At 63.6% G+C, this 24,958-nt stretch carries 20 protein-coding genes; 9 read left to right on the forward strand and 11 right to left on the reverse strand.

Translation table 11 applies throughout. The features are described from left to right. Positions 1–5: 5 nt before the first annotated feature. Positions 6–653 carry a class I SAM-dependent methyltransferase gene (locus YP76_RS07350; RefSeq protein ID WP_046762947.1) on the reverse strand — a complete coding sequence of 216 codons (648 nt, stop codon included), beginning with the start codon at positions 651–653 and terminating at the stop codon, positions 6–8. Further along, on the reverse strand, positions 653–1,870 hold the full coding sequence (locus tag YP76_RS07355; RefSeq protein WP_046762948.1) for a DUF3419 family protein: 1,218 nt from the start codon (positions 1,868–1,870) through the stop codon (positions 653–655). The genes YP76_RS07350 and YP76_RS07355 overlap by 1 nt, the downstream gene beginning before the upstream one ends. A gap of 135 nt (positions 1,871–2,005) precedes the next feature. Between YP76_RS07355 and YP76_RS07360 the strand changes: the two genes are divergently transcribed. The 5 genes from YP76_RS07360 to YP76_RS07380 all read left to right on the forward strand — a co-directional run bounded on the left by YP76_RS07360 (position 2,006) and on the right by YP76_RS07380 (position 8,560). Then, positions 2,006–2,998 (forward strand): ligase-associated DNA damage response exonuclease, encoded by a 993-nt coding sequence (locus YP76_RS07360; RefSeq protein ID WP_046762949.1) that lies wholly within the window; start codon positions 2,006–2,008, stop codon positions 2,996–2,998. Continuing rightward, positions 2,998–4,581 (forward strand): cisplatin damage response ATP-dependent DNA ligase, encoded by a 1,584-nt coding sequence (locus tag YP76_RS07365; RefSeq protein ID WP_046762950.1) that lies wholly within the window; start codon positions 2,998–3,000, stop codon positions 4,579–4,581. The genes YP76_RS07360 and YP76_RS07365 overlap by 1 nt, the downstream gene beginning before the upstream one ends. A gap of 134 nt (positions 4,582–4,715) precedes the next feature. Continuing rightward, the gene (locus YP76_RS07370; RefSeq protein WP_046763271.1) at positions 4,716–5,921 is read left to right on the forward strand and encodes a saccharopine dehydrogenase family protein; all 1,206 of its coding nucleotides are present in this window, start codon (positions 4,716–4,718) and stop codon (positions 5,919–5,921) included. A gap of 112 nt (positions 5,922–6,033) precedes the next feature. Continuing rightward, on the forward strand, positions 6,034–7,206 hold the full coding sequence (locus YP76_RS07375) for a carboxynorspermidine decarboxylase (protein WP_046762951.1): 1,173 nt from the start codon (positions 6,034–6,036) through the stop codon (positions 7,204–7,206). Positions 7,207–7,354: 148 nt separating this feature from the next. Continuing rightward, positions 7,355–8,560 carry a type III PLP-dependent enzyme gene (locus YP76_RS07380; RefSeq protein WP_046762952.1) on the forward strand — a complete coding sequence of 402 codons (1,206 nt, stop codon included), beginning with the start codon at positions 7,355–7,357 and terminating at the stop codon, positions 8,558–8,560. Between the two features lie 70 nt (positions 8,561–8,630). Here YP76_RS07380 and YP76_RS07385 read toward each other — a convergent pair whose 3' ends face one another. The 7 genes from YP76_RS07385 to YP76_RS07415 are packed head-to-tail and all read right to left on the reverse strand — an operon-like array spanning position 8,631 to position 16,491. Next, positions 8,631–9,839: a class I SAM-dependent RNA methyltransferase gene (locus tag YP76_RS07385; RefSeq protein ID WP_046762953.1), complete on the reverse strand. Its 1,209-nt coding sequence runs from the start codon at positions 9,837–9,839 to the stop codon at positions 8,631–8,633. A 14-nt stretch (positions 9,840–9,853) separates the two neighbouring features. Beyond that, a complete protein-coding gene (locus tag YP76_RS07390) occupies positions 9,854–11,251 on the reverse strand; it encodes a bifunctional ADP-dependent NAD(P)H-hydrate dehydratase/NAD(P)H-hydrate epimerase (protein WP_046762954.1) in 1,398 nt (465 codons plus the stop codon). Then, complete coding sequence (locus YP76_RS07395; protein WP_232307475.1) at positions 11,248–11,607, reverse strand: hypothetical protein; 360 nt, start codon at positions 11,605–11,607, stop codon at positions 11,248–11,250. Before YP76_RS07395 ends, YP76_RS07390 begins: the two co-directional genes overlap by 4 nt. Continuing rightward, positions 11,604–12,320, reverse strand: a complete 717-nt coding sequence (locus tag YP76_RS07400; protein WP_046763273.1) for an N-formylglutamate amidohydrolase — start codon at positions 12,318–12,320, stop codon at positions 11,604–11,606. Before YP76_RS07400 ends, YP76_RS07395 begins: the two co-directional genes overlap by 4 nt. Next, complete coding sequence (locus YP76_RS07405; RefSeq protein ID WP_046762955.1) at positions 12,317–13,198, reverse strand: 4-(cytidine 5'-diphospho)-2-C-methyl-D-erythritol kinase; 882 nt, start codon at positions 13,196–13,198, stop codon at positions 12,317–12,319. Before YP76_RS07405 ends, YP76_RS07400 begins: the two co-directional genes overlap by 4 nt. After that, on the reverse strand, positions 13,185–14,807 hold the full coding sequence (locus tag YP76_RS07410) for a tetratricopeptide repeat protein (RefSeq protein ID WP_046763274.1): 1,623 nt from the start codon (positions 14,805–14,807) through the stop codon (positions 13,185–13,187). Before YP76_RS07410 ends, YP76_RS07405 begins: the two co-directional genes overlap by 14 nt. Positions 14,808–14,838: 31 nt before the next feature. Next, entirely contained in the window at positions 14,839–16,491 is a 1,653-nt protein-coding gene (locus tag YP76_RS07415; RefSeq protein ID WP_046762956.1) for an electron transfer flavoprotein-ubiquinone oxidoreductase, read from the reverse strand. 151 nt (positions 16,492–16,642) lie between these two features. On the opposite strand from YP76_RS07415, the gene YP76_RS07420 reads away from it, so the two are divergent. Genes YP76_RS07420 through moaB form a run of 3 tightly spaced genes read left to right on the forward strand, consistent with a single transcriptional unit; the run spans position 16,643 to position 19,649 of the window. After that, positions 16,643–17,335 (forward strand): uracil-DNA glycosylase family protein, encoded by a 693-nt coding sequence (locus YP76_RS07420; protein WP_232307476.1) that lies wholly within the window; start codon positions 16,643–16,645, stop codon positions 17,333–17,335. After that, on the forward strand, positions 17,332–19,122 hold the full coding sequence (locus YP76_RS07425) for a lytic transglycosylase domain-containing protein (RefSeq protein WP_046762958.1): 1,791 nt from the start codon (positions 17,332–17,334) through the stop codon (positions 19,120–19,122). Before YP76_RS07420 ends, YP76_RS07425 begins: the two co-directional genes overlap by 4 nt. Beyond that, positions 19,122–19,649: a molybdenum cofactor biosynthesis protein B gene (moaB, locus tag YP76_RS07430; RefSeq protein ID WP_046762959.1), complete on the forward strand. Its 528-nt coding sequence runs from the start codon at positions 19,122–19,124 to the stop codon at positions 19,647–19,649. The genes YP76_RS07425 and moaB overlap by 1 nt, the downstream gene beginning before the upstream one ends. Before the next feature lie 3 nt (positions 19,650–19,652). Here the strand turns inward: moaB and YP76_RS07435 are convergent, their stop codons facing one another. Continuing rightward, positions 19,653–20,162, reverse strand: coding sequence for a YbjN domain-containing protein (locus tag YP76_RS07435; protein ID WP_046762960.1), 510 nt, complete (start codon positions 20,160–20,162; stop codon positions 19,653–19,655). Between the two features lie 81 nt (positions 20,163–20,243). Here YP76_RS07435 and YP76_RS07440 point away from each other — a divergent pair, with 81 nt between their 5' ends. Beyond that, positions 20,244–21,311, forward strand: coding sequence for a PA0069 family radical SAM protein (locus YP76_RS07440; RefSeq protein WP_046763275.1), 1,068 nt, complete (start codon positions 20,244–20,246; stop codon positions 21,309–21,311). A gap of 98 nt (positions 21,312–21,409) precedes the next feature. Here the strand turns inward: YP76_RS07440 and dnaE are convergent, their stop codons facing one another. Then, the gene (gene dnaE, locus YP76_RS07445; RefSeq protein ID WP_046762961.1) at positions 21,410–24,943 is read right to left on the reverse strand and encodes a DNA polymerase III subunit alpha; all 3,534 of its coding nucleotides are present in this window, start codon (positions 24,941–24,943) and stop codon (positions 21,410–21,412) included. Between the last annotated feature and the right edge of the window lie 15 nt (positions 24,944–24,958).

The following is a 24,958-nucleotide window of genomic DNA, read 5'->3' on the forward strand; positions in this document are numbered from 1 at the left end:
CCGGGTCACACCCGGATCAACCCACCCCTGACCGCATAGCCGCGATACAGCATTCGGCTGTACGGAAAGCCGCCCATGTCGGCCGCCAGTCCCTCGATCGCCTGCCTGAGCCCGGCACGCGGCGACACATGGAACCGCGCCAGCCATCCGAACAGCGCCCGCTTCCACAAAGCGGGCAGATCGTCCTGCTGTCCGAAGTCCACCACCTCCAGCTTCCCGGCTGGCGCCACGCATCGCGCGGCCTGCCGCAACGCCTTTTCCCAATCGGGGATCATGGAGAGCGCGTAGCTGATGAATACCCGCTCGAAATCCGCGCGCCCGAACAGCGCCTGCGCCTCGAATCCGCAGGCATCGCCCTGCATCAGCACGACGCGATCGGCCATGCCCGCTTTAACCGCCGCCTTGCGCGCCGTTTCCAGCATCGCTTCGGAAATATCGATGCCATAGAGCCGCGCCTCCGGCCACGCCTTGCCGACCGCGATCAGGTTGCGTCCGGTCCCGCAGCCGATTTCCAGCACGGCCCCGCCCCGCGGCGGCGCGAGATCGGCGATCAATCCATCCCGCCCCAGCAGATAATATTTCCGCGACAGGTCGTATATGTGCCGCTGATGCCGATAGACGCTGTCCATCAGCCCGCCATGCTCGGCGCTCATCAGGCGCCCTTCAGCACATAGAGGTGCACGCCGCCATAGATGGCAGATCGGTCCCGCGCGGTATAATCGATCGATTCAGCGGCCCGGTAATCCCAGCGCGACAAGATCGCGTCATCGACCCGCCCCGGCAGGATGCTCGGCTCTCCCGCCGTCCGGAACAGCACCCGCGCCCCCGGCCGCGCCGTCCGCGTGATCTGCGCCCACAACGCATTCAACTGCGCATCGTCCATCCAGTCCTGCGCATCCAGCAGGATGTAGCGATCCGCCGACCCCTCATCCTGCGACGCCAGGAAATCGGTGAAATTCACATGCCGCACATCCACCCGCTCCGCGCGTTCGACCACCGCCTGATGGTTCGCCGCCTGTAGATAAGGCGGCAAAGGCCCCTCGCCCCCGGCATAGCCCCGGCCAAAGGCCTGAACCGCGAAATAATTATCCTTAAGGTCGAAGTCGCAGGCCAGCTTCTCCAGCCGCGCCTTCAACACGCTGTCCATCCGCTCGTCCCCGGCCAGCGCCTCATATTGCGCGGGCGGAATGCCCAGGCCGAAGAGCGAAGCGGGCTGGCTCGTCAGCCAGCGCATGAAGGCGCTGTCGAAAACAGGCGCCAGCTCCGTCTCGAAGATCGCCCGCTGCTCCTCGCGGCTCCGAGCATCCAGCATTCGGCGGGGATTGACGCCATGCAGCCGCGCCAGCAGATGCGCCGCGCCGATGAAGCGCCCCAACAACCCATGTTTGTAGATGCCGCGCGCGAACCCGCCGATGCGCCGCCGCCCGATGAAGTCGCGCCCTTCCCAGTAACGCCGCGTCGCATCGTCCAGATGTGGCGCCACGAACATCCTGTATGCCGCCACATTCTCCCGGCAATCGGCCCTGGCGAAGAAGCGATGGAACGCCTCATGGTCGGGCAGGGTCCGCGCCGCCGCCAGCTTCAGCCGGTTGAGCGCGATATGCGCCGTATTCAGGTCGACCGCCGTGATCTTCGCCGGATCGGCGGTCAGATAGCTCAGCACATTGCATCCACCCGAGGCGATGGTGACGACATGGCAGTCCGGCGTGATCGCCAGCGCTTCCATGTCGACCTCCGGGTCCTCCCAGATCTGTGCATAGACGAGCCCCCGGAACGCGAAGGTAAAGGCGCGCTCCAGCAAGCCCTGCCGGGAAAGATGCCGGTGCCGATGCACCGCGCGGGTAACATTCCGATGAGCCCTCGATGCCATAGTCCGCGCCTCCTCGCTGCCGGGTCGTGGGGCGGCGCATAGGGCAACGGGATGTCGCTGGCGTGACTCTGAGGTTACGGCAATATGAAGCCCCTTGCGGAACCAACCCGCCCGCTCCACTTTTTCCAACAAGCCATGCCCCACTGGATCGAACCTCACCCGACCGGCATCTACGTCCGCCCCGCCGACGCCTGGATCGATCCTTCCACCCCGCGCGAACGCGCCCTCGTGACCCACGGCCATGCCGATCATGCGCGCGGCGGGCACGGCCATGTCTGGGCCACGCGGGAGACCCTCGCCATCATGGCCCTGCGCTATAGCACGGCATCGGGTACGCCTGTCCCCTATGGCGAAGAGGTCCGCATGGGCGGCGTCACGATCGGCTTCGTGCCCGCCGGCCATGTCCTGGGCTCTGCCCAGATCGTCCTCTCCCATGCGGGGGAGCGCGTCGTCGTCACCGGCGATTACAAGCGCCGCCCCGACCCGACCTGCAAGCCGTTCGAGCCCGTTCCCTGCGACATCTTCGTCACCGAAGCGACCTTCGGCCTCCCCGTCTTCCGCCATCCCGACACGGGCAGCGAGGTCGATCGCCTCCTTGCCGCCCTGCACGCCCATCCCGACCGCTGCGTCCTCGTCGGGGCCTATGCGCTCGGCAAGGCCCAGCGGCTCATCATGGAACTGCGCGGGCGCGGCCATCACGATCCCATCCACATCCATGGCGCGCTGGAACGGATGTGCGACCTCTACCGCCAGTTCGGGATCGAACTGGGCGACCTCCGCCCTGCCACGGACGTGCCGGCCAGGGAGATGCGCGGGCGCATCATCGTCTCCCCCCCTTCCGCGCTCAACGACCGCTGGAGCCGCCGCCTGCCCGATCCGATCACCGCCATGGCGTCGGGATGGATGCGTGTCCGCCAGCGCGCGCGCCAGCGCAATGTCGAACTGCCGCTCGTCATCTCCGACCATGCCGATTGGGACGAGCTGACCGATACCATTCGCGAAGTCGCTCCATCGGAAACCTGGATCACCCACGGGCGGGAGGAAGCGCTGCTCCACTGGTGCATGACCCGTCAGATGCGCGCCCGCGCCCTGGCCCTGGTGGGCCGCGAAGATGAGGATGAGGGGTGATGCGCGCCTTCTCGCAATTGCTCGACGGCCTCGTCTACACCCGGTCCCGCAATGGCAAGCTCGACCTCATCGCCCATTATATGCGCACCGCCCCGGACCCCGACCGGGGATGGGCGCTGGCCGCGCTCACCGGCAATCTGGACCTTAATGCCGTCAAGGCCTCCACCATCGGTGCAATGGCCCGCGCCCGCACGGACCCGGTCCTTTTCGAAATGAGCCGCGACTATGTCGGCGACCTCGCCGAAACCGTGGCCCTGCTCTGGCCCAGGGCAGAGGGCCAGGCTGAAGAGGTGGACGACGCCACCCTCACCCTGTCCGCCATTGTCGACCGCCTCCACGCCGTCAGCCGCGCTTCCGCCCCGGCCGTCCTTGCCGGGATGATGGATCATCTCGACGCCTCCGGCCGCTTCGCCCTGCTCAAGCTCGCCACCGGCGGCCTGCGCGTCGGCATTTCCGCCCGCCTTGCCAAGACCGGCTTCGCCCAGGCGTTCGACCTCGACGTCGACGAGGTGGAGGAATGCTGGCACGCCCTCGCTCCCCCCTATACGGATCTCTTCCGATGGGCCGAGGGCAAGGCCGACCGTCCCGATCCGGCCGGCACGCCTTTCTTCCGCCCTTTCATGCTCGCTCACCCGCTGGAGGCGGAAAGCGTCGACCTCGACCATTATGCCGCCGAGTGGAAATGGGACGGCATCCGCGTCCAGATCGTCGGGACCGGGCGGGAAACCCGTCTCTACAGCCGGGCGGGAGACGACATCACCGCCACCTTCCCGGACATAGCGCAGGCCTTCCGCCATCACGCGGTCCTTGACGGCGAATTGCTGGTCAAGGGGGAGTTTCAGGGCGGTGAAGCCGCCAGCTTCAACGCCCTCCAGCAACGCCTGGGTCGCAAGGCGGTGACGGCCAGGATGATGAGCGACTATCCCGCCTTCGTCCGGCTCTACGACATATTGCTCGACGGGGAAAACGACTTGCGTGCGCTTCCCTGGGCACAACGCCGCGCGGCACTCGAAACCACCGTCCCGGCCCTCGACCCCGACCGGTTCGATATTTCCGCCCTGATCGAAGCGCCCGATTTCGAGACCCTTGCCGGGATCCGCGCGGGCGCTCGCGACGCTTCGATCGAAGGCGTGATGCTCAAGCGCCGCGACAGTCCCTATGTCGCCGGACGCAAGGCCGCGCTCTGGTACAAATGGAAACGCGACCCGCTGACCGCCGACTGCGTGATGATGTATGCGCAGCGCGGCCACGGCAAACGCTCATCCTTCTATTCGGACTATACGTTCGGCTGCTGGACGCAGGACGGCGAGTTGCTTCCCGTGGGCAAGGCCTATTCCGGCTTCTCCGACGAGGAACTGAAATGGCTCGACCGCTTCGTGCGGACCAACACGGTCAACCGCTTCGGCCCCGTGCGCGAAGTCGAAAAGTCGCTGGTTCTGGAAGTCGCCTTCGACAGCATCCATGACAGCAAGCGGCACAAATCGGGCCTCGCCATGCGCTTCCCCCGCATCGCCCGCATACGCCGCGACAAACCGGCAAATGAAGCGGACACGGTGGCGGGCCTGCGGCGGCTGGTCAGTTGAAAATTTCGTCCCTTCTTCGGGGCTGCGAACCCTGCGGATCGCGCCCGCCCAACCTGTGACTTTGCGCTGTCACGCGCAGCCCCTATATGGGCGCTTTCGCGCCTGATGCGCGGCACAGCTATGGAGCAGTTGAATTGAGCAAGGTACTGGTCATTGGCGCGGGCGGCGTGGGTTCTGTCGCGGTTCACAAGATGGCCCAAAATCCTGATATTTTCAGCCATATCACGCTCGCCAGCCGCCGCATCATCTCCTGCGAGAAGGTCGCCGAATCAGTGAAGGCGCGCACCGGCGTCACCATCGACGTGGCGCAGGTCGATGCCGACAATGTCGCCGAAACCATCGCCCTCATTGAGAAGGTGCAGCCCAAGCTGGTCGTCAACCTCGCTTTGCCCTATCAGGATCTGGCGATCATGGACGCCTGCCTTGCGACCAAGACCGACTATCTCGACACCGCCAATTACGAACCGCGCGACACCGCCCGGTTCGAATATAGCTGGCAGTGGGCCTATCAGGATCGGTTCAGGGAAGCGGGCATCATGGCGCTGCTGGGTTCGGGCTTCGACCCCGGCGTCACCAGCGTCTTTGCGAGCTATATCAAGAAGCACCTGCTCGACCGGATCGACACGCTCGACATCCTCGACTGCAATGGCGGCGACCATGGCCAGCATTTCGCCACCAACTTCAACCCGGAAATCAACATCCGCGAAGTGACCGCGCCGTCACGCCACTGGGAAGGCGGCAAGTGGGTCGAAGGTCCGGCGCTCAAGCACAAGCAGCCCTTCGTCTTCGACCAGGTGGGTGAGAAGAACATGTACCTCATGTATCATGAGGAACTGGAATCGCTCGCCAAATTCTACCCGGAGATCAAGCGCATCCGCTTCTGGATGACCTTCGGCGACGCTTATCTCAAGCATCTGGAGGTGCTCCAGAATGTCGGCATGACGCGGATCGACCCGGTCGTCTACAATGGCCAGGAAATCATCCCGCTCCAGTTCCTGAAAGCCGTGCTGCCCGAACCGTCGAGCCTGGGCTCCACGACCAAGGGCAAGACCAACATCGGCGACATCGCGACCGGCGAGAAGGACGGGCAGCAGAAGACCGTCTATGTCTACAATGTCTGCGACCATGAGGAAGCCTATGCCGAAACCGGCAACCAGGCGGTCAGCTACACCACCGGCGTCCCGGCCATGATCGGCGCCGCGCTGATGCTGACCGGCGCGTGGAAGGGTGAGGGCGTGTTCAACATCGAACAGCTCGATCCCGATCCCTTCATGGACATGCTGAACAAGCATGGCCTGCCCTGGCAGGTCAAGGAACTGGACGCGCCGCTCGACTTCTGAGCCGCACGAAACGACAGACCATTGCCCCGGCCATCGCCCCGGCCATCGCCCCGGCCATCGCGCCGGCCATCGCGCCGGGGCACTGCCTATTGATCCTCAAGGGGAGCGCCCCATGGAAACCAAAGCCGGCGATCCCGCCGCCTTCGCGCATTTCGATCTCCACCGCGTCCCCTCGCCCGCCTTCGTCGTCGACGAGGCGGCGGTGCGGCGCAACCTGTCGATCCTGCGCGACATCGGCGAACGCGCGGGCATCAAGGTGCTGGGCGCGCTCAAGGCCTTTTCCATGTGGTCGCTGGGCGGCGTCGTTGCCGAATATCTCGACGGCGTCTGCGCCTCTGGCATTTACGAGGCGCGTCTGGGTCGGGAGGAATATGGCGGCGAGGTCGCGACCTATTGCGCCGCCTACAAGCCCGATGATCTGGCCCAAATCCTCAAGATCTCCGACCATGTGATCTTCAACAGCCCCGGCCAGATCGCCCGCCTGCGTCCCGTCATCGACGAAGCGCGTCTGAACGGTGTGAACTTCGACATCGGCCTGCGCATCAACCCCCTTCATGCGGAGGGGGAAGTGCCCAAATACGACCCCTCCCAACCCCACAGCCGGCTTGGTTTCCCCGTCGACCAGTTGCGGCCCGAACATCTGGACGGGGTCGATGGCCTGCACGTCCACAATCTGTGCGAACAGGATTTCCTGCCGCTCGAACGCACCTGGGCAGCGATCGAGTCACGCGTCATGCCGCATGTCGGCCGCCTCAAATGGCTCAATTTCGGCGGCGGCCACCATGTCACCCGCGCCGACTACCAGATCGATCTGCTGATCGCCTTCCTGCAACGCATCAAGGCGCAGACCGGCCTGGAACTCTATATCGAACCGGGCGAGGCGATGGCGCTCGACGCCGGCATATTGGTGGGCGAAATCCTCGACGTGATCGACAACGGCATGCCGGTCGCCATCACGGACATTTCCGCCACATGCCACATGCCCGATGTCATCGAGGCGCCCTATCGCCCCGCCATGCTGCATGAGGATTCGGAAGGGCAAGCCACTCGACTCGGTGGTCCGTCCTGCCTCGCGGGAGACATTATCGGCGACTATCGAGTCCCCGGCGGCGCGACTCCGGGACGGCGGATCGCCTTCCTCGACCAGGCACATTATTCGATGGTAAAGACCAATACATTCAACGGCGTGCCCCTGCCCGCCATCTGGCTGTGGAACTCGGAAACCGACGAACTCAAGGAAATCCGCCGTTTTTCCTATGAGGATTTCAAGTCCCGTCTCTCCTGACGCACATTTCGTAGTCGGCCGCGCAACAAAATTTACGCACGCGCTTTACAGGGGGGGATGGCGGGCATATATCGGCCCTCCGCTGCCCCATGGGACTTCCACCGCAAGGCAGCTTCTTTGCCAACGACTACACTGGAGGTCCCTTGAGTTGCACAAGCATCATAGCGCGCTGGGGGTAGCGACCACCCTCACACCGGCAGCACCGGTAACGCTGATTCGTCCCCAGGCTGCTGCCCGGGCCGCCCGCTTCTTCACGGAGAAGTTTCCGGGGCGCTCGCTCTATGCGGTCAAGGCGAATCCGTCTCCCGATTTGATCCGCACTTTGTTCGCCAGCGGGATCACGCATTTCGACGTGGCCTCCATCGCGGAAGTGCGGCTTGTCGCTGAGACGCTGGCCGATGCTGACGGATCTCAGGCCAAGCTCTGCTTCATGCACCCGGTCAAGGCCGAGGAAGCGATCGCAGAGGCGTACCATGTCCATGGCGTGCGCACCTTCTCGCTCGACACGCTCGACGAGCTGGAAAAAATCCTGCGCGCCACGAACGACGCGACCGACCTTGAGCTGTGCGTGCGCTTGCGCGTTTCCTCCGAACATTCGGAACTCAGCCTCGCGTCCAAATTCGGCGCCGAACTGGGCGAAACCCGCGAACTGCTGATGGCCACCCGCCAAGCGGCGGACGCGCTCGGCATCTGCTTCCACGTGGGCAGTCAGGCAATGTCGCCCCAGGCCTATAGCGACGCCATCGAACGCGTGCGCGCCGCGATCGTCGACGCGGCCGTCACGGTCGACATCATCGATGTCGGCGGCGGCTTTCCGTCTGTCTATCCCGGCATGGAACCGCCCGCGCTGGAGGCCTATTTCGATGCGATCCATCGCGGCTTCGAAAGCCTGCCGGTCAGCTATTCGTCGGAACTGTGGTGCGAGCCGGGCCGCGCTCTGTCGGCGGAATACAGCTCCGTCGTGGTGCGCGTGGAGCGTCGTCGCGGCTCGGAACTCTACATCAACGACGGCGCCTATGGCGCGCTGTTCGACGCGGCGCATATCGGCTGGCGCTTTCCCGTGGCCCTGCTGCGCGAGGAAGAGAGCGAGGCGGAACTGACCGGCTTCTCCTTCTACGGTCCCACTTGCGACGACATGGACCATATGGTGGGGCCCTTCATGCTGCCGGAAGATGTGCGGGCGGGCGATTATATCGAGATCGGGATGCTCGGAGCCTACGGCGCTGCGATGCGTACCGGCTTCAACGGCTTCACATCGGAAGCAATCGTCGAAGTGGAAGATGAGCCGATGGCCAGCCTCTATATCGATGCTGTTCCGGTTCGCCGTCGCGCAACTGTCATCAAGCTGGGGTAGAGGCTCAGGCCTCCCCTTGGGAGAGGATGCAAGGTCCCTCGCCGCACTCCCCCGCGGCGGGGGGCTAATCTTATCCGCGCCGGAAAATCCCGACCAGTTCCACATGGGTCGACCAGCGGAATTGCCCGACCGGACGGACGCTTTCCAGCCGATAGCCCCCACCGATCAGATGAACCGCATCGCGCGCGAAACTCGCGGGATTGCACGAAACATAGGCGATCGACGGAACGGCGGAGGCCGCGATCTGCATCACCTGCTCCCTGGCGCCCGCCCGGGGCGGGTCGATGACGATGGCGGCAAAGCGGTCCAGTTCCGTCGGTGTCAGCGGACGCCGGAACAGGTCGCGATGATCCGCCACCATCCGCCGCTGCGCGCGATTGGCCGACGATTTGAGCGACAGCACCAGATCGCGCGCCGCTTCCGCCGCATAGACGGGGCGCGCCTCCCCCAGCGCCAGCGCAAAAGTGCCCAGCCCACAGAACAGGTCGGCCACCACACCCTGCTTCGGCAGCGCATCGCGCACCGTTCCCACCAGCGCCGCCTCGCCGTCAGGCGTGGCCTGGAGGAAGGCATAGGGCGGAAAGGCCACCGGCACGCCACCGAAGCTGACGGTGACGAGTTCCGGCTCCCAACGGGTCTGCGGGCCATCGCCTTCATCGACGGTCAGCCGGGCCAGCGCCTGTTCCTGTGCGAAGCCAAGCAGGGCTTCGTCCGCCGCCAATCCTTCGACCTTCACGCCTTCCAGCAGCAGATCGATTCCTTGATCGGTCAGCGACATGCGCACATGCGCCGCCTGCCGATCCGGCAGGATCGTTGCACAAAGCGCGCGCAAAGGCTCCAGCAGGGCGAACAGGCGGGGATCGAGTATCTCGCACATGGAAAGGTCGATCAGCGCATGACTCCCGGCCTCCGCGAAGCCGATGACCACCCTGCGCCCTTGCCTGCTCGCTCGCAGCGAAGCGCGCCGTCGCGTGCGTGGCGGCGAGATATGCGGCGGCAAAATGCTACCGGCTATCACACCCTGCCCGGCCAAGGCCCCGGTCACGCGCGCGATCACGAAATCGGCATAGCTGGCCTCATCCACATGCTGCAATTCGCAGCCGCCACAGGACGGGAAATGGCGGCACGGCGGATCGACATGGTGGGGGCCGCGCAGGATCGATCCGTCAGGATTGATGCGGTCGCCCGGCGCGCTCAACGGGACATGGCGCCCCTGGGCCGTCACGCCGTCGCCCTTGGCGGCAATGCGAACGATGATGTCGTTTTCGATGTCGGTCACGCTCTTGGCCTTGATTACAGGCGCGAGGCGATAGCCGCTGGCAGTTCCACAAGCAAATCATCCGCGACGAATGCAGCCCCGGCCCTTCGCGCGGCCTCCCCATGGAGCCACAGCGCTTCACAAGCTGCGCGATATCTGTCCCCAGTGACGGCAAGCCGGCCAGCCACCAGCCCCGCCAGCACATCGCCAGTGCCTGCCGTCGACAACCAGGCGGAACTGCCCGATGCAATCATTGCGCGGCCGTCGGGGGCAGCGATGACGCTATCGCTGCCCTTGTAGATCAGGATCGCGTCGGCTCGCCTCGCAGCCTCCAGCGCGCGGTCGATCTTGCTGCCCGGCAAGTCGCCGAACAGGCGGACAAATTCGCCCTCATGCGGAGTCAGGATCGCGCCAGCCGGAATGGCGTCGACACCCTTGCCCGCAAGCAGGGTAAGCGCGTCCGCGTCCAGCACCAGGGGGTGCCCGCTCACCATCGCCGCCTCCAGCCTCGCGGTCGCGTCCTGATCAAGGCCCAGCCCCGGCCCGACCAGAACGGCCTTGAACCGGGCATCATTCAGCAATCGCCCGACATCGCCAGCGCCGTCGGCCTTTTGCGTGATGATGGCATCGGGGCCGCCGCCGACCAAATCGCGCGCAATATGACGAACCATCCCTGCTCCGGAATGCGCAGCGGCGTGGCTGGCAAGCTGGCCGGCGCCCGCCATTTCGCCGCCAACCACCGCGACCAGGCCGCGGCTATATTTATGGTCCAACGGTTTCGGCGGGAACATGGGTGGCGGAGACAGGCGATGAACCGTCGCAGCCGACACATCAATGCCGATATCTGCACAGATCAGCCTTTGCCAGCAGTTCGCGGACGGTTGCAGCAGATGGGCGGATTTAAAGGCGCCCAAGGCAACACATATGCCAAAGGCCGGAACGGCCGAAAGCAGGGCGCCGCTATCCGTATCGACGCCGCTGGGCAAGTCGACCGCATAGCTGAAACCGGCGCTGGCCGTCAGCGCGCAGAGGCGATCGGCCAGGACAGGGTCCAACCCCCGCGACAAACCGGTTCCGAACAGGGCATCGACAATCTGGGTCGCCGGTGCGGCGCTGAAGATATCCTCCACCGGCCCCGCCCAGCACGCCCGCGCCTTGAGGCTCGAAGGTGTCAGGCTTTCACCCAATGCAGCGACGCGGACCGGCACACCGCGCGCGCGCAGCAATCGGGCGATCACGAAACCGTCGCCGCCATTATTGCCCGGTCCGCACAGCACCAGAAGGTCCCTCTTGCCGCCTGCCCGCCAGACAATCTCCGCCGCAGCCGCGCCAGCGCGCTCCATCAATTCATATTCGGGCACGCCGGTCGCAAAGACCGCCTGCTCGGCCGCTCGCATTTGCGCGGCAGTCAAGATCGCCTCAGCCTTGCTCATTTCAGCACCTCGCCGAACCGCGCGGGCAGACGATAACGATCAGGTCCGACGCTCAATTCCGTCCTGTCCCCGTCCACCCTGCGATTGCTCGATTCCTCCGCGCCATCGGCGGGCATGACGCTTTGCCCATTCTGGATGATCAGGAAGCGACGAAACCCGCCATCGGCATGGCGTATGGTCAGAAGATCGCCATCACGCTCGACGGGGCAATGGCCGGTCCAGTCGGCGCCGATGCCGATCGCGCATTCCACCGTTTGTTCGGCATGACCCGCCCCCGGTTGCGCGCGGCATCCTGTCAACGCCAGGAAAAGCGCCATCGTACCCGCTGCAAGGCCATATCTCGGCATGCTCGTCATGCCAGCTGGTTGCGGCATTCCAGGACGATCGGGCCCAATATCCTGGCGAAACGCGCCTGGCCCTCCGGATCGCCAACCAGATCCTGCCGCATCTCTACACCAAGATAGGGGATACCGTTATCCTCCGCATGGCGGTTCATCGTCGCATTCAGCAACTTGCCGGAATAGGGCTGCTGGTCCCCAACCTTCAGGCCCGCATCCTCCAGCTGGGGAATGGCGATGCGCGCCGCCCTGTCATCCTCATTATAAAGAATGCCGATATCCCACGGGCGCTGCTGATCGGGATCGCTTGCCAGTCGGGGTGTGAAACTATGCACCGACAGGATGAAGGGCGATCCCATATCGTCGAGCAGCCGACCGATCCGATGATGATAGGGATGGTGGAAACGGATCATCCGCGCGGCAAGGTCGGCATGACGGTTACCGGGAATGGCGTGGCCGTCGCTCATCACGGGAAGCAGGCCGGGAGCGTCATCTTCCCGGTTGAGATCAATCACGAGACGGGACACACCACCCAATATGGCGGTGCAGCCCAGTTGTCGGGCGAGAAGCGTGCTGACCTCGGCCACGCCGATGTCAATCGCGATATGATCGTTCAGCAGCGCGGGATCGATGCCCAGTTCGACATCAACCGGGACGCGGGCCGAGGCATGATCGCCGATGATCAATATATCGAGATCGCCGCCGTCAACCTCCGTATAGGCCTCGTTCATGCGCTTCTGATCCTTGTTTCCGCGATCCACCATTGCGGATGCCCCTCCCGAAGCGAAGTCGCCGCCGCCACCAAATCACGCTCCGTATCGAACAGCGCGAAGCACGTCGCGCCTGATCCCGACATGCGGGCCATCGCCACGCCTTCGCAGGATCGCAGGCCTGACAGCACCTCGCCGATGACGGGTGCCACGGCCATCGCCGGCGGTTCAAGATCGTTGCGCCCGGCCTCGACCAATTGCCGGAGATCGCTGGCCGCCAAAGCGCCGCGATCGACCTGATCCCATCCTCCGAAAATGCGTGCCGTCGAAACGCCCACACCGGGATTGACCAGCAGCATGGGCATACCCGCCAGCCCGGGGATCGTCTGGCGCTGCAACACTTCGCCCCGGCCACTTACCATCTGCGTCACGCTGGACAGGCAGGCCGGAACATCCGATCCCAGCGACAGGGCAATCTGCTCCAGCGTCTCCGGCGCGATGGAGACGTCCCACAACCGCATCAGCAACCGCAACGCCGCTGCTGCATCGGCCGAACCGCCGCCAATGCCAGATGCGACAGGCAGGTTCTTCGTCAGCACCAACGCCGCGCCATCTTCTTTCCCGACATGGAAGCGCAAGGCGCAGGCAGCCTTCATCACCAGATTATCCGGTCCGGCATCCAGCATCTGCGCAAAAGGACCCTCCACACGCAGGCTGATCATGCCATCGGGCCGGACATGACCGGCCAGCCGATCGCCCGCTTCGGCAAAGACGAACAGACTTTCCAGCGCATGATAGCCGTCAGGCCGTCTTTTCCGGACATGGAGCGCCAGATTCACCTTGGCAAAGGCCGTTTCGACCAGCTCTCCGGCACGGCATTCCGCTTCAACGTGCGGCATATTCCGGTTTCATTCCCTCTTTCGTCTTGGCGGCCAGACGCTCCGCCGCATGCCCTTCGGCAAAAACCGATGCTGCGCGCCAAGCATAGCGCGCTTCGTAACGGCGCCCCACCGCCCAGAGCGCATCGCCGAGATGCTCGTTGATCGTCACATCGGCCGGAGCCCCCGCCGCCGCGCGTTCCAGCATCGGCACGGCCGAGTCCAGGTCGCCGGTGACGAACTGCGCCCAGCCAAGCGAATCCGTGATCGAGGGGTCCTGCGGTTTGAGCGCGCTGGCCCGCTTCAACAGCCCAAGCGCTAAGTCCATATTCTGTCGCCGCTCGATCTGCGCATAGCCCAGATAATTGAGGACGGTCGGCTCATCGGGCGCGATCCTGGCCGCCCGTTCCAACACCGTCCGCGCCTCGCTCCAACGAGCGCCTTGTTCGAGTGCGCTCCCTTCGAACAACAGCAGGGCCCAAGGCACGCCCTCTTCGGGATAGCGCGCCTGCGCAGCCTGGAAGGCGAGCGCCGCACCGCCAAAATCCTTATCCTCCGCCAGAAGCCGGCCAAGCTGTACATGCCGTCCCGCGCCAGCCTGAGGGGCTGCCGCCAATGTGCGGGCCAGGGCAATAGCCTCCCCGCGCCGGCCCGACGCGGCAAGCGCCTCGACCAGTTCTGCCTGTCCCAGCGCACCATACCAACCCATGGGCACAACCTTGCGCGCTTCCTCCACGCCATAGGCGGAATAGCCACCCCGCGTGAGCAGGTCCGCAAGAACGACGCGAAGCGCGCTTTCCTCGGGGGCGGCGAAGCTGGCGATTCGCGCCAGCCGGATACCCAGCGTTCCTGTGCTGTTATCGGTCGAGATATCAGCCGCCAACCGTGCGAGCAGATATGCGAACCCCTGCGCGGGCGACAGTGGCTTGCCGCCTGCGGCCGGCGGCCTGCCCCGATCAATATCGGCCCGTGCCCGGGCGAGATCGGCCTCATCCTCCGGCAGCAGCGCCAAAGCGTGAGTCTTCGCACCCCTTGCCGCGAGTTGTCCCGCGAAGAGCAATCGCATATCCGCCGCCGGTCCGACCCGCAGGGCCAGCGCGCGATGGATGGCGGGTTCCGCCATGTCCAGATCGCCGCGGCCAAGCGCCAGCAGCGCCTGATGCTCGTCGGCATAGCGTTTTGCCAGGGACGCGAAACGGTCGTTGGGATCAATGGCGGGCGGCGCATAATGCCCTTCGCCCATCGAAATCCAGCTCAGGATGATAGGCGCGAGAAAGGCGAAATTGGCTTCCGTGACCAGCCGATCGACCAGTCCGCGCGCCGACGCCCAATCCTTGCGGTTCAATGCGTCGCCAATCTGAAGCAGCGTGCCGTCGCGGGGCAGCAGCCCATCACTTTCCAGCAAGGCGGCGGATTTGAGCGCCAGCACCCGATCACCGCTGATCAGCGCCTGGAAATAGGAACGCCGGGCTACCGACAGGCTTGCGGGGTCCCGCCCCAGCGCCTGTCGGTAGCTGTTGAGCGCCAGGCCGGGGGCGCCGTCGCCGTCTGCCAATCGCCCGCGCATATAGGCGTGCAGCGCGCTCCCCGGATCGACCGATGCCCCCGCCACGGCGGGCAGCATCAGCATCATTGCAGCAAATGCATGTTGAGGCAGGCGCCTACATATTGGGATAGTTCGGTCCTCCGCCGCCTTCGGGCACGACCCAGTTGATATTCTGGGTCGGGTCCTTGATGTCGCATGTCTTGCAGTGGACGCAGTTCTGCGCATTGATCTGGAAACGGGGATTGCCCTCTTCCAGCCCGACCACTTCATAGACACCCGCCGGACAATAGCGTTGTGCCGGCTCGTCATAAAGGGGCAGGTTGTAGCTGATCGGGATCGACGGGTCCTTGAGCTGCAAATGCACCGGCTGATCTTCCTCATGGTTGGTGTTGCTGAGGAACACCGAAGACAGACGGTCGAAGCTGATGACGCCGTCGGGCTTGGGATAGTCGATCTTCTTGCTGACGTCCTTGCGCCAAAGCTTCTCGGCATCGGGCTTGTGCTTCATCGTGAAGGGCAAGCCGATCTTGAGCGTGCGCATCCACATGTCGATGCCGGCCAGAACCGTGCCGATGGTGCCGCCGAATTTGCTCAGCAGCGGTTCGGCATTCTTCACCAGTTGCAACTCGGCCGCGATCCAGCTCGACCGCAGCGTCGGCTCGTAATCGGCCAGCACGTCGCCCGAACGGTCGGCCTGGATCGCCGCGAAGGCTGATTCGGCGGCCAGCATTCCCGACTTCATCGCGGTATGCGTGCCCTTGATGCGGGGAACGTTGACGAACCCTGCGGAGCAGCCAATCAGCGCACCGCCAGGGAAGGCGAGCGTGGGGATCGACTGCCAGCCACCCTCGTTGATCGCACGCGCGCCATAGGAGACGCGACGGCCGCCTTCCAGATATTTGCGGATTTCCGGATGCTGCTTCCAGCGCTGGAATTCCTCGAACGGATAGAGATAGGGGTTGCTGTAGCCAAGGCCCACGACGAATCCCAAGGCCACCTGACCATTGGCCTGATGATAAAGGAAGCCGCCGCCATAGGCATCCGTCAGCGGCCATCCCTGGGTGTGGATGACCAGACCCGGCTTGTGCTTGGCGGGGTCGATGTCCCACAATTCCTTCATACCGATGCCGTAGACCTGCGGTTCGCAGTCGGCGTCCAGCGCGAACTGGCGCTTCAGTATCTTGGTCAGATGGCCGCGCGCGCCCTCGGCGAAGAAGGTGTAACAGGCATGCAGTTCCAGGCCCGGCTGATAGTCGGGCTTGCGGTTCCCTTCGCGGTCGATGCCCATGTCGCCGGTAGCGACACCCTTCACCGAACCGTCCTCATTGTAGAGGATTTCCGCCGCTGCGAAGCCCGGGAAGATTTCGACACCTAGCCCCTCGGCCTGCTCGGCCAGCCAACGGCAAAGATTGCCCAGCGATCCGGTATAGGTGCCCTTATTGTGCATCCAGCCGGGCGTCATGATGTGCGGCATCGCCATCTTGCCGCCCTTGCTGAGGAACCAGTGCTGGTTATCCGTCACCGGCGTTTCCGCCATGGGACAACCCATATCGCGCCATTCGGGAAACAGTTCATCCAGCGCCTTGGGATCGACCACCGCGCCCGACAGGATATGCGCCCCGATCTCCGACCCCTTCTCGAGTACGCAAACCGACAATTCCTGCCCGGCTTCGTTCGCCAACTGCTTCAACCTGATCGCAGACGACAGCCCGGCCGGTCCTCCGCCGACAATGACGACGTCATAGGGCATCGAATCCCGTTCGCTCATAGTCCCTCCATCTTGCGCGCGCCCTTGGTTTTCTCCCCAATCCGATCGCCGCGCTACCCAAACGTTTTACCACTGAGCGCGATGAAGAAACTTGACCACGGCGTCAACCTCTGGCCCAAGAAGATCGATGCGGGGATTATTGCAGGAAAATGTGGCAGAAGCTGCCGGCGCCTATCTGGCATGGTGGAATCTGGCAGGCGTGGATTGCGCCGTCGGTGAGACGCCGGTCAACTGGTTGCGTCCCGCGCCGACGGCAGCGGCGATCGGCGAATCCCCGGTTGCGTCCCAAGCGCCGTCGCGATCCCTTCCGCAAAGCTTGGAGGCATTCCTTGCCTGGCTTGCCGAGGCGGCCGATCAGCCGGAACGCCGCTGGCCCGGCACGCCGATCCTGCCCACAGGTCCCACCAACGCACCGTTGATGATCGTCACCGACATGCCCGATCCCGCCGATGTCGGCGCAGGGCATTTGCTTGCCGACAAGGCGGGACAGTTGTTCGACGCCATGCTGCGTGCCATCGGACTCGGTCGTGCGGACATCCATCTCGCATCGCTTTTTCTGTCGCGCCCCCCCGGCGGCATGGTCGAGGCTTCTGATCTCATGGCCGCCGCGGCAAGAATGCGCACACATGTGATGCTTGCCGCGCCCCGGCGATTGTTGCTGCTGGGCGACCGCACGATCCGCGCGCTACTGCCCGAAAATCATCGTTTACCGAATTTTAACCATGATGACGGCACTGTTCCCGTCTTCGCCACATTTCATCCCCGCCTGCTGCTCGGTCAGCCCGCGGCAAAAGCGGAGTGTTGGCGTATATTGCAGAGTCTGATCGAGGAAATGCCCCAGTGATTCGCGCCGTAACCCGTTCGTCATGCCTGGCCATGGCTGCCGCCGCCGCATTGGCTGCCATGCCCACTCGCGCCGATACAGGGGGTGCCATAGTTGATTATTCCAATTCCCGGTCCACAGCACCGTTGCAACTGAACGATGCCGACAGGACACGCTACAGTGCCATCTTTGCAGCGCTGCGTGACCAGAAATGGGTCGATGCCAAGGCGATGACTCTTGCATTGGGAGCAGACGACGCCATCCGGCCGGTTGCCCTGGCGGAACTGTATCTCGCCAAGAATTCACCGCGCGTCGAACTGTTCGAAGTGCTGGATCTGATCAACAAGGCGCCCTGGCTCGACAAGGCGGATCAGCTTTCCCGTCTCGCGCAAAAGCGCGGGGCGACGATTTTACCTACCCTGCCCCAGGTTCAGAAGATGGTCTGGCTGGGTAGCGCGCCGCGCCGCGAATATGTGCCCGCGGTCAAGACGGACATGCTGGCCCAGACGCTGGTCGGCCAAATCCAGCCCTTCATCAAGAATGATGACCCCGCGGGCGCCGAGGCCCTGCTTGCTACCGCGGAACCCGGCCTGACGCCGGACGGCCTGACGGAAGTGCGGCAGCGCGTTGCCTGGGCTTATTATATCGAAAGCGACGACAACAACGCCCGACGCATGGCGGCCAGGGCGCTGGAAAGCCGCAGCGGCGGCGACTGGGCGGTGCAGGCCCATTGGACCACAGGGCTTGCCGCCTGGCGGCAGAATGATTGCCGGACGGCTGCCCCCGCATTCGCCAATGTCTCGGCATTGGCCGGCAATGCGGATATGCGGGCCGCAGGCGCCTATTGGGCGGCGCGGGCCTATATGGTCTGCGGTGAAGCGGAGAAGGTCGAAAATTTCCTCAAGACCGCCGCTCGGTCGGATGAAAGTTTCTATGGGCTGCTGGCGCGCGAGACGTTGGGCATGCCGCTGGGCGGCGCTCCGGTTGCGGCCCGCTTCGGCCCCGTCGAATGGCAGCAACTCAAGGACAGCCCGAACGCCCGCGCAGCGATCGCCTTGGTGGCGGTCGGCGAAAATGGTCGGGCCGATCAGTTGCTCCGTTATCAGGCGCGGATCGGCGGCACGGGTCAGTATGACGCCCTGCTTCGCCTCGCCAGCGCGCTGAATCTTCCGGAAACGCAGCTCTGGCTGGCGCATAACGGGCCTGCGGGCAAGCAGCCGGCAAGCTTTGCCCGATTCCCTGCCCCGGCGTGGCGTCCCGACGGCGGCTGGCGGGTCGATCCCGCGCTGATCTATGCGCACACATTGCAGGAATCGGGTTTCCGCCGTGACGTCGTCAGCAGCGCGGGTGCGCGCGGCCTGATGCAGGTGCTGCCCAGCACCGGCAACCTCATGGGTCTAGCCTCTTCCGACCAGCTTTTCGTGCCGTCGACCAACATGGAATATGGCCAGCGCTATCTCGAAAGCCTGCGCGACATGAGCGCGACAGGTGGATTGCTGCCCAAGGTGATGGCCGCGTACAATGCCGGGCCAATGCCGGTGGAGCGGTGGAATAGCGAAGTGAAGGACAATGGCGATCCCCTGCTCTTCATCGAATCGCTGCCCTATTATGAAACCCGCGCCTATGTGAACATCGTGATGCGCAATTACTGGATGTATCAGATCCAGGCGAAGGGAAGCGCGGATTCGCTGACCGGCATGGCTCAGAGCCTGTGGCCGACCTTCCCGGGCGCCAAGGGTGCGCGTCTCGTTCGGCTGACCCCCAAGACGCCGATGGCGAGTGCGAGCATCGCGGGCGGCTCCGACTGATGCCGATCGATGAAAGCCGGGCCTTCCTGCCGGTCCGGATCGCGCTTCTCACCGTGTCAGACAGCCGGACAACCGCCGATGATCGTTCGGGCGACATATTGGCGGAACGAATCGGCGCTGCCGGTCATATCCTGGCCATGCGCTATATCGAACGGGACGAACGCGCCGCCATCGTCGCCCGGCTCCATAGCTGGATCGACGATCCCGAGATCGATTGCATCATCACTACCGGGGGAACCGGCGTCACGGGCAGAGATGTCACTCCGGAGGCGCTTGCCCAGGTTCAGGATAAGGAAATCCCCGGCTTTGGCGAACTCTTCCGCTGGTTGAGCTATCAGACCATCGGCACTTCCACGATCCAATCGCGCGCGACGGCCTGCGTCGCGCGGGGCACCTATATTTTCGCGCTACCGGGATCGACCGGCGCCGTGAAGGACGCGTGGGACGGCATTCTGGTCAGCCAACTCGACAGCCGTTTTCGCCCCTGCAATTTCGTCGAACTGATGCCGCGCCTGACCGAGCGTTGAGGTTTATTTGCCCTTCACCGGGTTTTCCTTGAAGAATTTCGCGGCCTCGCCCAGCATGACCGCCCACCAGTCGATCACATCGGCGAAATTCTTCTGATTGAGCCCGCCTACGGTCGTCACATCATAAGCCAGTGCCAGCGAATGATCGTCCCAGACGGACATCTGGCTGAAACGCTTGTCCTTGTTCCATTTGTTGGCAAGTTCCGGTGTATTGCCGCCATCATCCTCGAAGCTCAGCTGAAATTGCAGCGATCCGCATTTCTTCGCCTGCTCGCATTCGTAGAAGAAGATGGTGAAGTTATAGCCATTGGCGGCGCTTTCGATCAATGGATTGCCGGTTGTCTTACTTTTGTCCAGAGCAGCCTTATAGCCCTCGGCCTGCAAGGCACGGACCACCGATTGCGGATCGCTGGCGCAGACAAGTCCGTCACCGCAAGGGTCGGCATCGGCCGCCCAGGATGGCGACGCCGTCGCGACGATTCCCATGGCCACGGCCATCGCTATCCTCTTCATCCACCCCCCTGAAATCATGGCATGTTGATGCCCGGAGCAAAGCCTCTTGTCAATATGTTCTTCTTATGTTCTAACGACAAGATGGTCGTTGAGAAGGGCAGAGGTGCGACGCTGAATGGCGAGAGCCGGCGCTTCAACATGCCTGAACGGATTGCGGATGGGGATTGGCTCGACACGCTTGAAGAAGTGGATGGTCTTCCGCCGCGCCGCCGTACACAGGTCACGGTGGAGCAACCACGCACCATCATCAGCCGCAACGCGTCCCCGGATATTGCCTTCAGCCAGTCGATCAACGCCTATCGGGGATGCGAACATGGTTGCATCTATTGCTTTGCGCGGCCCACCCACGCCTATCACGACCTGTCGCCCGGGATCGATTTCGAGACGCGCCTGTTCGCCAAGCCGAACGCGGCGCAATTGCTGAAAGTCGAACTTTCGCGCAAGTCCTATCATGTCGCTCCGCTGGCCATCGGGACCAATACCGATCCGTATCAACCCATTGAAAAGGATTGGAGAATTACTCGACAATGCCTTGAAATATTATGGGAATGTCGACACCCAGTTTATATCACCACCAAGTCCGACCGCGTCTTGCGGGACATCGACCTGCTTGCCGGGATGGCACGGCACGATCTTGTTTCCGTGATGATTTCCGTGACCAGCCTTGATCCTGCTGTCGCCCGGACATTGGAACCGCGTGCGCCGCATCCACTACGTCGACTCGACGCCATTCGTCGTTTATCGGAGGCTGGCGTTCCGGTGGTCGCCAGCATATCCCCGATCATCCCCGCCATCACCGATCATGAGATAGAGTCGCTGATCGCCCATGTGGCTGCGGCGGGAGCGCGGGAAGTGAGCTATATCCCCGTCCGTTTACCCCATGAGGTCGCGCCCTTGTTCCGGGCATGGCTGGAGGCTCACTATCCCGATCGTGCGGGCAAGGTCATGGGGATCATCCGTGAATTGCGGGGCGGGCGCGACAATGATCCCGATTTCGGCAGCCGGATGCGCGGGAAGGGCGTATGGGCCGACCTTATCAGGGCGCGCTTTCTGAAAGCACGCCAGCGGGCAGGCTTGGGCGGCCGGCGACTGATGCTGCGCACCGACCTCTTCCGTCCGCCCCAAGGCGACCAATTACGGTTATTTTAGAGCATCTTGCGCAAAAGTGGGAACCGGTCTTGCGCAAAAATGGGGCGGAAACGAAAAACTGGGCGCGCGTCCCAGACCTTGATTTAACGCGGCGCCCTCTAACTCACGAGCCTCATTCCCGACCGCCTGTTGCGCGCTCGGTAACCGTCGGCCTTGGCTTCCATCCGTTCGAAGCGGCCAATGCGGAGACCTGGAATGAGCGCGATCGCATCGACTTGGTCGGCGCCGACTAGATAATCGTCCCCCAGGAAAAGCCGTGCAGCCTTGCCGTCCGCGACGGGTGCGCGAAGAAAGACTTCGCTCCGCCCCCCCTTCGCGCGCGCCAGCAATTGCGCCAAAGTCTCGGCCGCCGCCGGATCACTGACATCGACCACCAATTCCATACGTGAACTGTTGGCCAGGTGGCGGAACGGCTCAACCCCGCGAATGGTGACGCGCGGCGTTTCCTCTCCAGGCAGACGGTCCAGCTCGACCATCAGCAGCGCGCAATCCCCTTCGCGGGCCATGTCTTCGATCGCCTTGCACGCCTCCTCATCGAAGCAACTCGCCTGAAACTGGCCGCTGCTGTCGGAGAAGGTGGCGGCGGCATAACGCGCGCCCCGCTTGGTTTCGCGCCAGCGCACATCCTCGACCATGGCGGCCATCACGCCATTGGCCCGGCCGCCTTCGGCCACTGGCTCCGCGCAAATCGCGCCATAACTCTTCGCGCCCCGCGCTTCCGCCAGATGCCGGAAGCGATCCACCGGATGGGCCGAAAAATAGAAGCCGAAAGCATCCTTTTCCTGCGCCATGCGGTCAGCGGTCGACCAGGTCTGGTGCGGGGGAATGCGCACATCGGCATGGGGTGCCTCAACGTCCCCGAACAAGCCGCCCTGCCCGCTTTCCCGTGCCTCGGCCGCGCTGGCGGCCACGCTCAGAATGGTCTCGGCGGCGGCGTGGACGCCCGCTCGGTCGGCATGGATGCCGTCGAACGCACCTGCCGCCGCCAGGCTTTCCAACTGGCGCCGGTTCAGGAGGCGCGGTTCGATCCGGTCGGCAAAATCGTCCAGCGACTTGAAGGAACCGCCCGCGTCGCGCTCCGCGACCAATTGTTCCATCGCCTTTTCGCCCACACCTTTCAGGCCCCCCAGCGCATAGCGCACCGCAAAGCCAAGGCGTGGATCATCGCCTTCCTGCTCAACCGCCTCGACCGAAAAATCGGCCAGGCTGCGATTGATGTCCGGCGCAAGGCAACTGAGCCCCATTCGACGCATATCATCGACGAACACCGTCAGCTTGTCGGTCAGGTGAATATCGAACGCCATGGAGGCGGCGTAGAATTCCGCCGGGAAATGCGCCTTCAGCCAAGCCGTCTGATAGGCGAGCAAGGCATAGGCGGCCGCGTGCGATTTATTGAAACCGTAGCCCGCGAACTTGTCGATCAGGTCGAACAGTTCGTTCGCCTTGCCTGCCGCAATATCACTCTTTGCGCAGCCCTCCACGAAACGGGTGCGCTGGGCATCCATTTCCGCCTTGATCTTCTTGCCCATCGCGCGGCGTAGAAGATCGGCGTCACCCAGCGAATAACCGGCCAGTATCTGAGCGGCCTGCATCACCTGTTCCTGATAGACGAAGATGCCATAGGTTTCTTCGAGGATCGGTTTCAGCAGGATATGGGGATATTCAATATCTTCCTGGCCGTTCTTGCGACGGCCAAACATCGGGATATTGTCCATGGGCCCGGGACGATAGAGCGACACCAGCGCGATGATGTCCCCGAAATTGGTCGGACGCACGGCGGCCAGCGTCTTGCGCATGCCTTCCGATTCCAACTGGAATACGCCCACCGTATCACCGCGCTGGAGCAGTTCGTAGACAGCCGGATCGTCCCAGCCGAGTACGTTCAGATCGATCTCCACCCCCCGCCCGGCGAGCAGTTGCACGGCCTTGTGCAGGACCGACAAGGTCTTGAGGCCAAGGAAGTCGAACTTCACCAGCCCCGCGCCCTCGACATATTTCATATCGAACTGCGTCACCGGCATGTCGGATCGGGGGTCGCGATAGAGCGGCACGAGTTGCGACAGGGGCCTGTCGCCGATCACCACGCCCGCAGCATGGGTAGAGCTGTGACGAGGGAAACCTTCCAGCTTCATCGCATAGTCGATCAGCCGCCTGACCTGATTGTCATTGTCATATTCCGCCCTGAATTCGGCAACGCCATTCAGGGACCGTTCCAGCGTCCAGGGATCGGTCGGATGGTTGGGCACCAGCTTGGCGAGGCGGTCGACCTGGCCATAGCTCATCTGGAGCACGCGGCCTGTGTCCTTGAGCACCGCGCGAGCCTTGAGCTTACCGAAGGTGATGATCTGCGCGACATGATCCGCGCCATATTTCTGCTGGACGTAGCGGATGACTTCGCCGCGCCGGGTTTCGCAGAAGTCGATATCGAAGTCGGGCATGGAAACGCGTTCCGGGTTCAGGAAGCGTTCGAACAGCAACCCCAACTGCAACGGATCAAGATCGGTGATGGTGAGTGCCCAGGCGACGACCGAACCGGCGCCCGAACCACGGCCCGGCCCCACCGGAATATCATGATCCTTGGCCCATTTGATGAAATCCGCGACGATCAGGAAATAGCCCGGAAACCCCATCTGGATGATGATGTCGGTTTCGAACTTCAATCGGTCGAAATATGGCTTGCGCTCTTCCTCGCCGGTGATCCCGACCCTGGCCAGCCGTTCCTCCAGCCCCTGTGTCGCCTGCTCACGCAGCATCATCGCCTCGCCCTCTATATCGCCGGCGAGGCTGGGAAGGATCGGCTTGCGCTTAGGCGCGGCCACGGCGCAGCGCTGAGCGACCACCAGCGTGTTGGCGAGCGCTTCGGGCAGATCCTCGAACAGCCGCTTCATTTCCGCCGCCGGTTTCATCCAGGCATCGGGCGAACTGGTGCGCCGATCGGGCGTTTCCACATAGGCGCTGTCCGCAATGCAGAGCATCACGTCATGCGCCTCATGAAAATGCGGCTCTGCAAAACAGGTGGGATTGGTCGCCACCAGCGGCAGGTCGCGCGCATAGGCAAGATCGAGCAGTTCCGGTTCCGCCTTCCCCTCGACCGGATCGAGACGGCGGCAGATTTCTATATAGAGCCGCCCAGGGAAAAGCTCTTCAAGCCGGTCCGCATAGGCCAGTGCGGCATCGGGCTGGTCCTCGGCGAAAAGGCGCGCCAGGGCTCCCTCGCCCCCTGCCGTCAATGCGATCAGGCCGTCCGTGCGGCCCGCCAGCGTTTCCAGGCTGATATGGGGCACTTCCTCGACCGGCCGGTCCAGATGCGCCATGGAAACGAGCGCGCAGAGATTGTCATAACCCGTCGAATCCTGCGCATAAAGGGCGATCCAGTCATGCACCGGCGCGGCATTGGCAGGACGGCCGGGCCGGGAAATGCCGATCATCGCGCCGATGACCGGCTGTACCCCCTCCCCTTTGCAGGCATCGGAAAAAGCCATGGAGCCGTAGAGGCCGTTGCGGTCGGTAATCGCCGCAGCGGGAAAGCCCAGGGCCTTGGCCTGTTTGGCGATCTTCTTGGGGTCGATCGCCCCTTCGAGCATGGTGAAGGAAGAAAAGACGCGAAGGGGGACGAAACCGGCATAAGGCATTTTGCCAATCTAGGC

This window comes from Sphingobium chungbukense (assembly GCF_001005725.1).
GTDB lineage: Bacteria > Pseudomonadota > Alphaproteobacteria > Sphingomonadales > Sphingomonadaceae > Sphingobium > Sphingobium chungbukense.

Excerpts from the sequence above, each read along its gene's own strand:
- YP76_RS07360 (WP_046762949.1), top strand. The coding sequence starts at position 2,006 with ATGCCCCACTGGATCGAACCTCACCCGACCGGCATCTACGTCCGCCCC.
- dnaE (WP_046762961.1), bottom strand. The coding sequence starts at position 24,943 with ATGCCTTATGCCGGTTTCGTCCCCCTTCGCGTCTTTTCTTCCTTCACC.
- YP76_RS07410 (WP_046763274.1), bottom strand. The coding sequence starts at position 14,807 with ATGCTGATGCTGCCCGCCGTGGCGGGGGCATCGGTCGATCCGGGGAGC.
- YP76_RS07435 (WP_046762960.1), bottom strand. The coding sequence starts at position 20,162 with ATGAAGAGGATAGCGATGGCCGTGGCCATGGGAATCGTCGCGACGGCG.
- moaB (WP_046762959.1), top strand. The coding sequence starts at position 19,122 with ATGCCGATCGATGAAAGCCGGGCCTTCCTGCCGGTCCGGATCGCGCTT.
- YP76_RS07405 (WP_046762955.1), bottom strand. The coding sequence starts at position 13,198 with ATGCCGCACGTTGAAGCGGAATGCCGTGCCGGAGAGCTGGTCGAAACG.
- YP76_RS07395 (WP_232307475.1), bottom strand. The coding sequence starts at position 11,607 with ATGACGAGCATGCCGAGATATGGCCTTGCAGCGGGTACGATGGCGCTT.
- YP76_RS07350 (WP_046762947.1), bottom strand. The coding sequence starts at position 653 with ATGAGCGCCGAGCATGGCGGGCTGATGGACAGCGTCTATCGGCATCAG.
- YP76_RS07440 (WP_046763275.1), top strand. The coding sequence starts at position 20,244 with ATGGTCGTTGAGAAGGGCAGAGGTGCGACGCTGAATGGCGAGAGCCGG.
- YP76_RS07390 (WP_046762954.1), bottom strand. The coding sequence starts at position 11,251 with ATGAGCAAGGCTGAGGCGATCTTGACTGCCGCGCAAATGCGAGCGGCC.
- YP76_RS07375 (WP_046762951.1), top strand. The coding sequence starts at position 6,034 with ATGGAAACCAAAGCCGGCGATCCCGCCGCCTTCGCGCATTTCGATCTC.
- YP76_RS07415 (WP_046762956.1), bottom strand. The coding sequence starts at position 16,491 with ATGAGCGAACGGGATTCGATGCCCTATGACGTCGTCATTGTCGGCGGA.
- YP76_RS07355 (WP_046762948.1), bottom strand. The coding sequence starts at position 1,870 with ATGGCATCGAGGGCTCATCGGAATGTTACCCGCGCGGTGCATCGGCAC.
- YP76_RS07400 (WP_046763273.1), bottom strand. The coding sequence starts at position 12,320 with ATGAACGAGGCCTATACGGAGGTTGACGGCGGCGATCTCGATATATTG.
- YP76_RS07365 (WP_046762950.1), top strand. The coding sequence starts at position 2,998 with ATGCGCGCCTTCTCGCAATTGCTCGACGGCCTCGTCTACACCCGGTCC.